Genomic DNA, 12,916 nt, shown 5'->3' on the forward strand with positions numbered 1-12,916 from the left:
ACCGTCGAACGGCCACCCGTTCGCCCCCGTTCCCGAAAGCCCCTTGAAGCGGCGCCAACTCCGCACGTAGCGTGACCCCCTGAACACGAAGCGGAAGACCGGAGGCTTGCTGATGTGCGGGATCACCGGATGGGTCGCGTTCGAGCGCGACCTCACCGCCGAACGGGGGGTCATCGACGCGATGACGGCCACCCAGGCCCGCCGCGGCCCGGACGCCGGCGGCGTCCACCTGGAGCCGCACGCCGTGCTCGGCCACCGCCGGCTCGCGGTGATCGACATCGCGGGCGGCGTCCAACCGATGACGGTCGAGCACGACGGCCGGACGCTGGCCGTGCTCACCTACAGCGGCGAGGTCTACAACCACCGCGAACTGCGCGCGGAACTGGAGGCGGCCGGGCACCGCTTCCGCACCCGCAGCGACACCGAGGTCGTGCTGCGCGCCTACCTGGAGTGGGGCGAGCACCTGGCCGAGCGGCTCAACGGCATGTTCGCCTTCGCGGTCTGGGACATCCGGCGCGAGGAGCTGCTGCTGGTCCGCGACCGGATGGGCGTCAAACCCCTGTACTACCACCGCACCCCGGACGGCGTGGTCTTCGGCTCCGAGGTCAAGGCCCTGTTCGCCCACCCCGCCGTCCGCCCGGTGGTGGACCTGGACGGGCTGCGCGAACTGCTCGGCTACGCCCGCACCCCGGGGCTCACCCCGTACCGGGACATCCACGAGGTCCGGCCCGGGCACGTCGTACGGGTGCGCCGCGAGGGCCTCTCGGTCCGCCGCTACTGGGCGCTGGAGGCGCGCGAGCACCGCGACAGCCTGGAGGCCACGGTCGCCACCGTCCGGGCCCTGCTGGACGACATCGTGCACCGCCAGCTGGAGGCGGACGTCCCGCTCTGCTCGCTGCTCTCCGGCGGCCTGGACTCCAGCGCCGTCACCGCCCTGGCCGCCCGGACCCTGGGCGCGGCCGGGGCCGGCCCGGTGCGCTCCTTCTCGGTCGGCTTCGCCGGGCAGAGCGAGACCTTCAACGCCAACGACGTCCGGCAGACCCAGGACGGCCCGTTCGCCCGGCTGCTCGCCGACCACGTCGGCGCCAACCACAGCGTCGTCGAGCTGGACGCGGCCGACCTGACGGACCCGGCCCGGCGCTCCGTCGTGCTGCGCGCCCGTGACCTGCCCAACGGCGTCGGCGACATGGACACCTCGCTGCTGCTGCTCTTCCGGGGCGTGCGCCGCCACTCCACCGTCGCGCTGTCCGGCGAGTCCGCGGACGAGCTCTTCGGCGGCTACCGCTGGTTCCACGACCCGGCCACCATCGCCGTCGACGACTTCCCCTGGGCACTCGGCCTCACCGGCATCGCCGGCGGCGGAGCCACCCCGCGCGAGCACCTCCTGGACGCCGAACTGCTCCGCAAGCTCGACCTGGACGGCTACCGCAGGGCCCGCTACCGCGAGGCGGTCGCCGAGGTCCCGCACCTGCCGGAGGCGGATCCGCTCGAACGGCGGATGCGCGAGATCTCGTACCTCAACCTGACCCGCTTCGTCTGCATCCTGCTCGACCGCAAGGACCGGATGAGCATGGCCAACGGCCTGGAGGTGCGGGTGCCGTTCTGCGACCACCGGCTGGTCCAGTACGTCTTCAACGCCCCATGGGCGATGAAGTCCTTCGACGGGCGGGAGAAGAGCCTGCTGCGCGCCGCCGTCCGGGACGTGCTGCCGGCCGCGGTCGCCGAGCGGGCGAAGAGCCCGTACCCGGTCACCACCGACCCGCACTACCCGGCGAAGCTGCGCGCCGAACTGGCCCGGCTGGCCGTCGAGCGCACCTCCCCGGCCCTGGACCTGCTCGACCGGCGGCGCCTCGCCGACGCGCTCGCCCCGGACACCGACCCGCAGTCCGTCCGGCTGGCCGTCGACCTCGCGCTGGACTTCGACGCCTGGCTGACGGAGTACCGGGTGACGCTGGAGCTCTGACCGCCGGGGCCTGAACGCGTGTGGGGCGCGGGTGCCGCCACCCGAACGGCGCACCCGGCGACGCCCGCGCCCCCGTACTCCGTCCGGGTGATTGTGCGGAACCATCCCGCCGGGCCCGGAGGTCCCACGGTGCGATAGCGTCGCCGACACCTCCCGAATGGCGGGCGAAATCGCGGCTTACCGCTCACGTGCCGTCAGGATGGGAGCGAAACGTTCACCTCGATCCGCCGGGGGATCCCGTCATGCAGCCGCGAGTCTTCGCGATTCTCACCGCCCTGCTCCTGGGCGTCCTGGGCCTGGGGTCGGTGGCCGTCACCGACTGGTCGCCCGCGGCGGCCACCGCGTCCCTGACCGCCGTCGCCCCCGGGGCCCCCGCCGCCGGCGCCCGGCCGGCCGCGGCCGGCCCCGCGAGCGCCACCCCGACCGGCGACCCCGCCGTGTGGACCCGCTCCACGCTGCGCAACAAGGTGATGGCCGAGATGGACGCCACCGACCCCGGTGTCGCCCTGGCCGACCTCGACAAGATCACCAAGGAGAAGCCGTACACCGTGCGCTTCTGCCACCCGATCGCGCACGAGCTCGGCCACGCGGCGGTCAAGCGCTTCAACGCCGACTTCCAGAAGGTCATCTCCTTCCCGCACGAGACCTGCGCGGCCGGCTACCTGCACGGCGCGGTCGAGGAGATGCTCAACGCCTCCACCCAGCCCGAGACGGACCTGCTCAAGCTCTGCGCGCCCAAGAACACCGGGCCCTGCATCCACGGCGTCGGCCACGGCACCATGTTCGTCGCCAAGCAGGACGTCGCCAAGGCGCGCGACCTGTGCAACAAGTTCCCCTCCGACCAGAACCGGATCCGCTGCTCCGAGGGCCTGTTCATGCAGCTCTTCGGCCCGGACGAGGAGGACGAGCAGGCCAAGGCCAACCTGCCCGCCGACAAGCTCGCCCAGGACCCGCTCTACCCGTGCAAGGACCAGCCGTCGCTGTTCCAGTCCGCCTGCTTCTTCTACGCCCCGACCTTCTTCCTCTCCTCGCACGACTACCCGAACCACCCCGAGGTCTACGCCGAGGCCCTCAAGTGGTGCCTCAACGGCAAGGCCAGCGGCGGGGCGGTGGACTGCAGCCGCGGCGTCGGCTCGCGCACCATGAAGTACAACCTGGACCGCGAGGACTGGGCGTCCGAGCAGTGCGCGACCGCCGCCGACGGCTGGCAGCGCAAGGCCTGCGCCGAGGGCCTGGTCAGCTACTACACGGTCAACTACACCGACGGGGGCGCGGCCGGACGGCTCTGCGCCAAGATCACCAACAAGGAGATGCAGGGCTACTGCCGCTCGGCGAGCGGCCTGTCCAGCTCGCTGGACTGATGCCCCCGGTCCCCCGGACCGACGCCCCCGGGTCTCAGCAAGCAGGCTCGCACCGCACGGTGCGGGCCTGCTTGCGTAGGATCACCCGATCATCGCCTGACCCGGGTGCGCCAAGGACGCCGCGCCTCGCCCAGCCCGTCCCCCGGCCTCCCTGGAGCACGCCATGACCACCGAGGACTCCCCCGGCACCGACGTCACCGGCACCGACGTCACCGACGCCGATTTCCGCCGTGCCGCCCACGCCACCGCCGACCTCGTCTCCGACTACCGCGCCGACCTGCCCGGACGCCCGGTCTGGCAGCCCATGGACGAGACCGCCCGCCGGGCCCTGCTCGACGCCCCGCTGCCCACCGAGGGCCGCCCGCTCGACGAGCTGATCGGCGCCATCGGACGGGACGTCCTGCCGTACCCGATGGGCAACGGCAACCCGCGCTTCTTCGGCTGGGTCAACTCCGCCCCCGCCCCCGCCGGGGTGCTCGCCACCCTCGCCGCCTCCGCGATGAACCCCAGCTCGGCCGGCGGCGACCACGCCGACGTCCACCTGGAGCGCGCCGTGGTCCGCTGGATAGCCGAACTGGTCGGCTTCCCGCACCCGGCCGGCGGCGGCCTGCTCACCTCCGGCACCTCGATGGCGACCATCGTCTGCCTCGCCGCCGCCCGCAACCGCGCCGCCCGGCGGGCCGGCCGGGACGTCCGCGAGGAGGGCCTGGCGGGCCTGCCGCCGCTGGTCGGCTACGTCACCGGCGAGACCCACTCCTGCGTCCGCAAGGCCGCCGAGCTGCTCGGCCTCGGCAGCCGGCAGCTGCGCACCGTGGCCACCGGTCCCGACGGCCGGCTGGACACCGCCGACCTGCGAGCGGCCGTCGAGCGCGACCGCGCGGCCGGCCTGCTGCCCTTCCTGGTGGTCGCCTCGGCCGGCACCGTCGGCGCCGGCGCGGTGGACGGGTTCGGCCCGATCGCCGACCTCTGCGAGGCGCAGGGCCTCTGGATGCACGTGGACGGCGCGTACGGCGCCTTCGGCCGGCTCGACCCGGCCATCGCCCACCGCTACGCCGGGCTGGAGCGCGCCGACTCGCTCGCCCTCGACCCGCACAAGTGGCTCGGCGTCCCGGTCGACTGCGGCTGCGCGCTGGTCCGCGACACCGAGGAACTGCGCGGCACCTTCAGCCTCGTCCCGTCCTACCTGCGCGACGAGTCGGCCGGCGCGCTCGGCTGGTTCTCCGAGTACGGCACCGAGCAGACCCGCCCCTTCCGGGCCCTCAAGGTCTGGGCCACCATCGCCCACAAGGGCCGGGCCGGGCTCGCCCGGGACATCGCCCGGTGCACCGCACTGGCCCGCCGGCTCGGCGAACTCGTCGAAGCGGACGAGGAGTTGGAGCTGCTCGCCGAGGTGCAGACCTCGATCGTGGCGTTCCGCCACCGCGCCCCCGGCCGGGACGGGGCCGCCCGCGACGCCCTCAACCGCGACCTCCCCGCCGCCGTCCAACGGCGCGGCCGGGTCTTCGTCACCGGCGCCCGCCTGGACGGCGCCGAGCTGCTCCGCGCCTGCCTCCTCAACGCCGCCACGACGGAGGCCGACCTCCACCTCCTGCTCGCCGAGGTCAAGGCCGCGGCCCGCGACCTGCTCGGCTAGACCACCGGCGGCCCGGCCTCCCGACTCGGCCCCGCGCGTTCCTCCCGTAACACCCCGGCGCGGACCGTAACCGGCCGGTCACGACGGATGCCCGACCGGGAAACACCGGTCGGGCACGGTGGTGGCATGGAGCATTCGAAGCCCTCTCCCCTCCGTGCCCCCGCCGGCCCCGGTGCCCGCCGCACCCACCGCTGGCGCCGTGACACCGTCGAACTCGCCGCCGTCTTCCTCTCCGTCACGGCGGCCGACCTCATCGCCAAGATCGTCGTCCACGGCCCGGACGGCCCGGTCGTCGTGGCCGCCTCCGCGCTCGCCCTGCTCGCCACCGCCCTGCTCCACAGCTGGTGGTCACCGCATGCCCCGCCCCCGGTCGCGCTCTGGCGGGTGCGCACCACGGCCCTCGCCCACACCGGCACGACGCTCGCCGACCACCGGATCACGCTGCTCGCCGTCCACCCCCACCCCGCCGCCGACGAGCTCTACCTCCGCACCGAGCACCCGGTGACCCCGGCCGTCCTGACGACGCTGCTGACCGCCACCGGCCACACCCTCCAGGACGCGCCGACCCGCATCGCCTGAGCCGCCGCCTCAGGCCGGGCCCGGGTCGTTGGGGTGCGGTTCGAGCGGGGTCACCACGACGGTCATCCACGGCCGCAGCGGGAGGCTGCCGAGCACCTCCGCGCGCAGCCGGGCCTCGTCGGCCGCCCGCCAGACGCCGATGCTGCGCCGTTCGCCGACCGGGCGCCACAGCCTGGCCAGGTGGCCGGTGGCGGCGAGCTCGCGGGCGCGGACGGCCTCGGCGGCGCGCCGCCGGTCGACCTCCTCCTCGGCGGTGCCCTCGGGGACGCTGGTGGTGATCTCGACCAGGAACTCCTGCACGGTCCTGCTCCCTTCTCGCCCCCCGCCCCGCCCCCGCCCCCTCATCGTCGGCCCGGCACCCGACCGCCGCCACGACCGGACCGCGCCCGGTGGGCCGGCCGGGCGAATCCGGAGCCGGCCTCCGGCGGCCCCGCACCCGGCGCGGGCCCGGGATCCGGCTCCGCCGGCGGCGGCCCGAGGAGGGCGGCCACCGCCGGCGGCGGATTCCCGGGAGGCGTCAGCCCTTGTCGGCCGGCTGCACGACGCACACGGCCTCGCCGAGCATCGGCCCGAAGCCGCCGAGCAGGGCGCCGAGCACCTGGTGGCAGGTGGCGGCCTCCTCGGGCGTCTTGGGGCCGTTGCTGTCGGCGGCGGCCGACTGGGCGAGGGCGAGCGGCAGGGCGAGCAGCAGGGCGCAACAGGCGGTGGCCAGTGCGGAGTTCTTCACGGACATCGGAAAGCCCCTTCGGAGGAGACGGGATCGGCGGAAAAGCCGAGCCATCCCTATCCGAAGGGGCTCCCCCGCTCACGGATCCTGAGCCATCCGTGAGCGTGTCCACATCATCCGATCAGCGGCCCGGGGGCTCCCCGGGGCCCGTCCGTTCCACCTCCCGGATCGCGGCGGCCAGCTCGGCCACCCCGTGCTCCCGCAGCACCCCGTAGTGGTCGCCCGCCAGGTCGACCACGGTGGGCGGGGCGGCCGAGTAGCCGGTGCTGCCCTCGATGAACGAGTAGTCGTCACCCGCGGCCTTGAAGACGGTCACCGGCGCCTCCAGCCGCCGCTCGGCGAGCTCGCGGAAGCTGTACTCGAACTCGTAGGTCTCGCCGACGATCCCGGTGATCCGCCGGATCAGCTCCTCGTCCAGCTCCGGCAGCATCCGGTGCACGGAGGCGACGAAGGTCGCCTCGTCCACCGTCTCGGCCAGGCAGCGCTCCAGGTCGGGGCCGCTGATCCGGCCGGCGAACACCCCGAACAGGATGGTCAGGTACGCCGGGTTGGCGTACGAGGCCTCACGGCCCCACGACCGGGCGTCGTCCCGGCGCACCTTCGGGTTGCCGGGGCAGATCAGCAGCAGCCGCTCCACCCGCTGCCCGGCCCGCTCCAGCTGCCAGGCCGCCTCGAAGGCGACCCGGGCGCCGAAGGAGAAGCCCCACAGCGTGTACGGCCCCCGCGGCTGCACCCGGCGCAGCTCGGCGACGTCGGCGGCGGCCATCTCCCGGATGGTCGGGTACGGCGTCTCGCCCGGGTTGACGCCGTGCGCCTGGACGCCGTAGAAGGCCCGGCCCGCACTCGCCTCCCGGCCGAGCGGCCGCAGGTTCATCGGGTAGCCGCCCAGTCCGGGCCAGCAGAACACGGCCCGGTCGGCCGCCCCCGGGTGCAGCGGCACCAGCCGGGAGGCCGCGCTCCCGCCGGTGTCCCCGCCCGCGCGCTCGCCGCCCTCGCCGCAGGCCCGTTCGACGCGCGCGGCCAGGTCGCCCAGCCGGGGGCACTCGAACAGCACCTGGAGCGGCAGCGCGACGCCGAACTCGCGGTTGATCCGGTGGACCAGGGCGACGGCGATCAGCGAGTTCCCGCCGACGGCGAAGAACTCGTCCGTCACCGACACCTCCTGGTACCCCAGCGCCCGCCCCCAGGCCTCGGCCAGCCGCCGCTCGTACCCGGTGGCGGGTGCGACGTACGCGCCGCGCACGCCGGCCGTGCGGACGGCCTCGGAGGCGGCCAGCGCCTTGAGGTCCACCTTGCCGTTGGCGGTGAGCGGCAGGGCGTCCATCACCAGCACCCGGTTGGGCAGCATGTAGTCGGGCAGCAGGGTGGCCAGTTGGTCCTTGATCAGCTCGGCCGGTCCCTTCATGTGGACGGTGTCCTCGTGCATGCCCTCGCTGCGGATCTGCTCCTCGCTCACCTTGCCGCCGAGGAAGAAGTAGGACGGTCCCGGGGTGATGCCGCGGCCGGCCAGGATCTCGTCGATGCGGCGCGAAGCGGGCAGCGGGTGGCCGGACTTGGAGCTGTAGCCGGAGGACATGAAGCCCAGCCCCAGGCCGTTGCGCTGGAGGCGGTGCAGCTCGGCGCCGAGCACGATGTACCGCAGCCACTCCTCCTCGGCGCGGGCGACGGCCGTGATGCCGAACGAGGCCCGGGCGTAGACGGCCTGGTTTATCGCGATCACGTGCCGGGACTCCACCACCTCCTCCGAGACGTGCGTCAACTCGCCGTCGGCGTACCGGTAGAGGCCGCCCGGCAGGCCGTCCACCCGGCCCTCGTGGGCCTGGACGTACAGCTCGGTGCCCTCGTCCCGCGCCGGGCCGCCGGCCCGGACGACCGCGAAGGCGCCCAGGTAGTGGTCCTCCCCGGCGACGTCCAGCCGGCCCTTGGCCGCCGGGTCGAGGCCGATCGGGCGCACGTCCAGCCCGTACTCGGGCAGCACCTCCGCCAGGACGCCCAGCATGTGGCCGGTCTCGAACTCCAGCACCTCCCGGATGTTGTTCTTGTAGACCGGCTCGATGGCGCCGTGCTTCCCGGAGAAGTGCAGCGTCAGGTAGGCCCCGCCATCCGGGCCCGGCCGCGCACCAGCGGGGCCGATCCGGACCAGGACGTGCTCGACCGGGTGGTAGTAGTACAGCCCGGCCGCGAGCCCGTCCAGGCCGCCGGTCTCCAGGTACAGCTGGGTCGCGTACAGCGCGCCGGGCGAGGCGTAGGCGTACTTGGGCAGCAGCCGCTCCTCGCTGTGGAACTGGCCGAACCACCGCAGGACGCGGCCGAGTTCGGGCAGGCTCAGCAGTTCCAGGTCGCGGCCGAAGGTGCCGGCCGGGCGCGGGGCGAGCAGCGCGGTGAGGTCGTCCCGGGTGACCGCGCCGCCGTCGTAGAAGCGGTAGCTCTTGCGAGCGAAGGCCTCCCGGCGCTGGGCGTCGGTCTCCTTCCGGCCGGGCAGCCCGATCCGCTCGCGGCCCGCCAGCCGGGCCCGGTCGCGCAGGCCCGGGTCGGACAGCTGGGCCTTGACCTGGAGCTTGCTGGCCTTGGACTGGTGGTGGCCGCCGTGGCTGCCCTGGTCCATCAGGGCGGCCTCGCGCGGGTTGAGCTCGACGCAGGCGACCAGGTTCGGGTGCCCGGTGCGGTCGTCCCCGGTGACGACCGCGGCCGAGCGGCGCACCCAGGTGTGCTCCTCGATCGCGCGGGCGATCTCGTCCAGCTCGACCCGGTACCCGCGCAGCTTGACCTGGTTGTCCACCCGGCCGGCGAACTGGAGGGTGCCGTCCGGGTTCCACCGCACCAGGTCGCCGGTGCGGTACAGCCGCTCGCCGGGGGCGAACGGGGAGCGGACGAACCGCTCCGCGGTCAGCTCCGGCCGGTTCAGGTAGCCGCGGGCCAGCTGGACGCCACCGATGTACAGCTCGCCGACGCCGTCGGCGGCGACCGGCCGCAGCTCCTCGTCGAGGACGTGGCACTGGGTGTCGGCCACCGGTCGGCCGATCGGCACCGAGCCGGCGCCGTCGGCCGGATCGGCCGGGTCGACCAGGTGCCAGGTGGCGTTGATGGTGCACTCGGTCGGGCCGTACAGGTTGACCAGCGCGGCCTGCGGGAGGGCGCGGCCCAGGTCGCGGGCGAGCCGCCGGGAGAGCGCCTCGCCGCCGGAGAACACCCGGGTCAGGCCGGTGCAGTCGGCGAAGCCCTCGGTGTCCAGCAGCGCCCGGAGCAGGGTGGGCACGCACTGGAGCGCGGTCACCCCGTGCCGCCGGACGGCGGCGACCAGCGCCTCCGGGTCCCGGTAGAGGCCGGGCGTGCCGGCCGCCACCCGGGCGCCGACGGCCGGGGCGAGGATCTCCCACTGCGCGGCGTCGAAGCTCATCGGGGTCTTCTGCAGCACGGTGGTCCCGGGGGCGAGGTGCCCGGCGGAGTGCATCCAGCGCAGCTGGGAGACCACCGAGCGGTGCTCGATCATCACGCCCTTGGGGCGGCCGGTGCTGCCCGAGGTGTAGATCACATAGGCCAGCGACTCCGGCTCGGCGGCCGCCTCGGGCGCTTCCTCCTGTGCCTCCTCCGCCGCTTCCGGCGGCGGAGCGGCGTCCTCGAAGGCCTCGAAGGTGACGACCGCGGTCCCGGCCGGGGCCAGCGCGGCCAGCCGCTCGCGCAGGTGCGCCTGGGTCAGCACGATCCGGGTGCCGCTGTCCTCGACCATGTAGCGGATCCGGTCCTCGGGGTACTCCGGCGACAGCGGCAGGTAGCCGGCCCCGGCGTACAGCACGCCCCAGGCCCCGGCGACCAGCTCGACGGACGGCTCGACGTACAGGCCGACGCAGCCGTCCGGGACGGCGCCCAGGCGGCGCAGCCGCGCGGCCAGCCCGCGGGCGGTCCCGGCCAGCTCCTGGAAGGTGAGGCCGCCGCCCTCGCCGAGGACGGCCGGCGCGCCGGGCCGGGTCTGCGCCTGCCGGTCGAGCAGCCCGGTGAGCGCGGTGCCGACCGGAGCCCGGCGGGCGTGCGGGACGGCGGGGATGCCGGTGGTGGCGGCGGTCTCGGTGGTGGCGGTCTCGGTGGTGGCGGTGGTGTCGGTGGTGGGGACGGACGGGGTGTCGCGCATGGAAACGGCCTTCGGTGCGTGGACGTACGGGTGTGGCCGTACGGGGCGTGGCCTCCTGCTCACCAGGAGCACCGGGGAACGCCGTCCACCGTCGGCCGCCCGCTGTCCCAGCCGCCTGAGGCACCGGTCGCGACCTGCGCCGATGCCGTCCCGGCCACCCGTGCCGCCGTCCCGGGCGGGGGCCCGCCCTGTCCCACCCCGCCCGGCCGCGCACCCGGGCATTCGCCCGTTCACGATCACGTAACCGAACGGAAGCGCACCGTCGGTAGCGTCGGCGGCATGAAGGCATCACGCACTCGCCCCGAACGGCTCTGGCACCGGCCCTTCCGCAGGTCCGACCGCAGGTGCGCGGCGCCCGAGGGCCAGGCCACCCGGCCGCCCGCGCTCACCGGCGGCCCGTACCGGACCGTGCGGCCGCACCCGCCCGCCGTCCGCGCCGCCGGTCCGGCGCCGGAGGCCCCGTCCCGGCTGTCCCTGCCGGATGGGACCGGGCTGCTGCTGCGCCCGGCCGGGCCGGCCGACCGGGCGGCGGCGCTGGCGATGCACGGGCGCTGCTCCCCCGCCGCGCTGCGGCTGCGCTACCACGGCCCGGTCCGCGACGCCGGCCGCTACCTGGACCACCTGCTGGACCCGCGGCACGGCCGCAGCTACGCGGTGGCCGCCCCGGACGGGCGGATCCTCGCGCTCGGGCACCTGATGTGGGACGACGGCGAGGCCGAGCTGGCCGTCCTGGTCGAGGACGACTGGCAGCGGCACGGGCTGGGCGCGGCGCTGCTGCGGCGGCTGTCGGCGACGGCCCGGGCGGCCGGCGTCCGCACGGTGTACGCGGTGACCCAGGGCGGCAACACCGGGCTGATCGCCGCGATGCGACGGCTGGACGCGCCGCTGGACTTCCGGGCCGAGGACGGCACCCTGGTGATCACCGCCACGCTGGCCGCCGGGGATCCGGCCGGCTGCGCCCACCATCCGGGACGCTGATCATTTCTTCACCAGATCCTTACCCGGGCAGGTCGGGAACCCGACGGTGGTCGTCGAGCGTCGTCAAAGCAGTAGGGGTTCGGAGCCGAACCCTTGGGGCTGCTCCGTACACCGCTCTCCCCGACAGGCCGTCAGCAGCACCCGCGAGCGCGTCGCAGCAGGCGGCACGGGGTCCGGATCGTCCGGTCGGGCGACGGAGTCGGTAGGCTGACCCCCGTCCCCGCCGCCCGACGGCCCGTTATTCGGCCACGGGTGGTGCCGCAGCAAGGAGGAACCACTGAGCATGGCAGGCACCGAATCGGAGCCCACAGGCGCACGCGACGCCTCGCTGCCGGCCCGCGCCAAGATCGCGGTCACCGCCGGCCGGGTCGCCGCCGCCGTGTCGCGCAAGGCCGGGCGCGGGAGCGGCTCGGTGATCGGCGGCAAGGTCGCCCTCAAGCTCGACCCCGACCTGCTCGCCACCCTCGCCGAGAACCTCGACGTCGTCCTGGTCAGCGCGACCAACGGCAAGACCACCACCACCCGCCTGATCGCCGAGGCGCTGCGCGCCGCCGGTCCGGTGGTCTCCAACGCCCTGGGCGCCAACATGCCCGCCGGCATCACCTCCGCCCTGGCCGGCGGCAACGACGCCCGCTTCGGCGTGATCGAGGTCGACGAGAAGTACCTGGCGATGGTCGCCCGCGACACCCGCCCCAAGGCGATCGCCCTGCTCAACCTCTCCCGCGACCAGCTCGACCGCGCCGCCGAGACCCGGATGATGGCCGAGAAGTGGCGCGAGGGCCTCCAGAACACCGAGGCCGTGGTCATCGCCAACGCCGACGACCCGCTGGTGACCTGGGCCGCCTCCTCCTGCAAGAAGGTGGTCTGGGTGGCCGCCGGACAGGCCTGGAAGGAGGACGCCTGGTCCTGCCCCGCCTGCGGCGGTGTGATGCAGCGCCCCGGCGACGACTGGTTCTGCCAGGACTGCGGCTTCCGCCGGCCCAACCCGCACTGGGCGCTCCAGGGCACCCACGTGATCGACCCGCAGCGCGGCGCCTGGCCGATCCAGCTCCAGCTGCCGGGCCGGGCCAACCTGGCCAACGCCACCAGCTCGGCCGCCGTCGCCGCCGTGTTCGGCGTCGCCCCGCAGGTCGCCCTGGAGCGGATGCGCTCGGTGGCCGCCGTGGCCGGCCGCTACGACGTGGTCCAGTACCAGGGCCGGGACATCCGCCTGCTGCTGGCCAAGAACCCGGCCGGCTGGCTGGAGACCTTCTCGCTGATCGACGGCCCGCCCGCCCCGGTGATCCTCTCCGTCAACGCCCTCGACGCCGACGGCACCGACACCTCCTGGCTGTGGGACGTCGACTACGAGCGCCTCGCCGGGCACCCGGTCTTCGTGATGGGCCAGCGCAAGCTGGACCTGGCCGTCCGCCTGGAGGTCGCCGGACTCCAGTTCCACGTGGTCGACACGCTGGAGCAGGCCGTCCGGATGGCCCCGCCCGGCCGGATCGAGGCCATCGCCAACTACACCGCCTTCCAGCAGCTGCGGAAGGTCGTGGCCGGCTGATGC

General features: G+C 74.7%; 9 protein-coding genes. 6 read left to right on the forward strand and 3 right to left on the reverse strand.

Annotated elements, in window-relative coordinates; all coding sequences use genetic code 11:
* Positions 1-112 precede the first annotated feature (112 nt).
* From asnB to ACWDD9_RS13540, 4 genes are all read left to right on the forward strand, one after another.
* The gene (gene asnB, locus ACWDD9_RS13525) at positions 113-1,963 is read left to right on the forward strand and encodes an asparagine synthase (glutamine-hydrolyzing) (protein WP_074004552.1); all 1,851 of its coding nucleotides are present in this window, start codon (positions 113-115) and stop codon (positions 1,961-1,963) included.
* A 242-nt stretch (positions 1,964-2,205) separates the two neighbouring features.
* Positions 2,206-3,324 (forward strand): hypothetical protein, encoded by a 1,119-nt coding sequence (locus tag ACWDD9_RS13530; protein ID WP_074004551.1) that lies wholly within the window; start codon positions 2,206-2,208, stop codon positions 3,322-3,324.
* Positions 3,325-3,487: 163 nt separating this feature from the next.
* Positions 3,488-4,957 (forward strand): pyridoxal phosphate-dependent decarboxylase family protein, encoded by a 1,470-nt coding sequence (locus ACWDD9_RS13535; protein WP_449811685.1) that lies wholly within the window; start codon positions 3,488-3,490, stop codon positions 4,955-4,957.
* Positions 4,958-5,083: 126 nt separating this feature from the next.
* Positions 5,084-5,536, forward strand: coding sequence for a hypothetical protein (locus ACWDD9_RS13540; protein WP_449811686.1), 453 nt, complete (start codon positions 5,084-5,086; stop codon positions 5,534-5,536).
* Positions 5,537-5,545: 9 nt separating this feature from the next.
* On the opposite strand, the gene ACWDD9_RS13545 is transcribed toward ACWDD9_RS13540, so the two are convergent.
* The 3 genes from ACWDD9_RS13545 to ACWDD9_RS13555 form a co-directional block, all read right to left on the reverse strand.
* Positions 5,546-5,836 (reverse strand): muconolactone Delta-isomerase family protein, encoded by a 291-nt coding sequence (locus ACWDD9_RS13545; RefSeq protein ID WP_049658392.1) that lies wholly within the window; start codon positions 5,834-5,836, stop codon positions 5,546-5,548.
* A gap of 217 nt (positions 5,837-6,053) precedes the next feature.
* The gene (locus ACWDD9_RS13550) at positions 6,054-6,269 is read right to left on the reverse strand and encodes a hypothetical protein (protein WP_049658393.1); all 216 of its coding nucleotides are present in this window, start codon (positions 6,267-6,269) and stop codon (positions 6,054-6,056) included.
* A gap of 115 nt (positions 6,270-6,384) precedes the next feature.
* Positions 6,385-10,389: an amino acid adenylation domain-containing protein gene (locus tag ACWDD9_RS13555; RefSeq protein ID WP_449811687.1), complete on the reverse strand. Its 4,005-nt coding sequence runs from the start codon at positions 10,387-10,389 to the stop codon at positions 6,385-6,387.
* A 279-nt stretch (positions 10,390-10,668) separates the two neighbouring features.
* Between ACWDD9_RS13555 and ACWDD9_RS13560 the strand changes: the two genes are divergently transcribed.
* Positions 10,669-11,367: a GNAT family N-acetyltransferase gene (locus ACWDD9_RS13560; protein ID WP_375877750.1), complete on the forward strand. Its 699-nt coding sequence runs from the start codon at positions 10,669-10,671 to the stop codon at positions 11,365-11,367.
* A gap of 283 nt (positions 11,368-11,650) precedes the next feature.
* On the forward strand, positions 11,651-12,913 hold the full coding sequence (locus ACWDD9_RS13565; RefSeq protein WP_049656207.1) for a MurT ligase domain-containing protein: 1,263 nt from the start codon (positions 11,651-11,653) through the stop codon (positions 12,911-12,913).
* The last annotated feature ends 3 nt before the right edge of the window (positions 12,914-12,916 follow it).

It is taken from the genome of Kitasatospora sp. NPDC001119, assembly GCF_053598475.1.

Excerpts from the sequence above, each read along its gene's own strand:
- asnB (WP_074004552.1), top strand. The coding sequence starts at position 113 with ATGTGCGGGATCACCGGATGGGTCGCGTTCGAGCGCGACCTCACCGCC.
- ACWDD9_RS13530 (WP_074004551.1), top strand. The coding sequence starts at position 2,206 with ATGCAGCCGCGAGTCTTCGCGATTCTCACCGCCCTGCTCCTGGGCGTC.
- ACWDD9_RS13535 (WP_449811685.1), top strand. The coding sequence starts at position 3,488 with ATGACCACCGAGGACTCCCCCGGCACCGACGTCACCGGCACCGACGTC.
- ACWDD9_RS13540 (WP_449811686.1), top strand. The coding sequence starts at position 5,084 with ATGGAGCATTCGAAGCCCTCTCCCCTCCGTGCCCCCGCCGGCCCCGGT.
- ACWDD9_RS13550 (WP_049658393.1), bottom strand. The coding sequence starts at position 6,269 with ATGTCCGTGAAGAACTCCGCACTGGCCACCGCCTGTTGCGCCCTGCTG.
- ACWDD9_RS13555 (WP_449811687.1), bottom strand. The coding sequence starts at position 10,389 with ATGCGCGACACCCCGTCCGTCCCCACCACCGACACCACCGCCACCACC.
- ACWDD9_RS13560 (WP_375877750.1), top strand. The coding sequence starts at position 10,669 with ATGAAGGCATCACGCACTCGCCCCGAACGGCTCTGGCACCGGCCCTTC.
- ACWDD9_RS13565 (WP_049656207.1), top strand. The coding sequence starts at position 11,651 with ATGGCAGGCACCGAATCGGAGCCCACAGGCGCACGCGACGCCTCGCTG.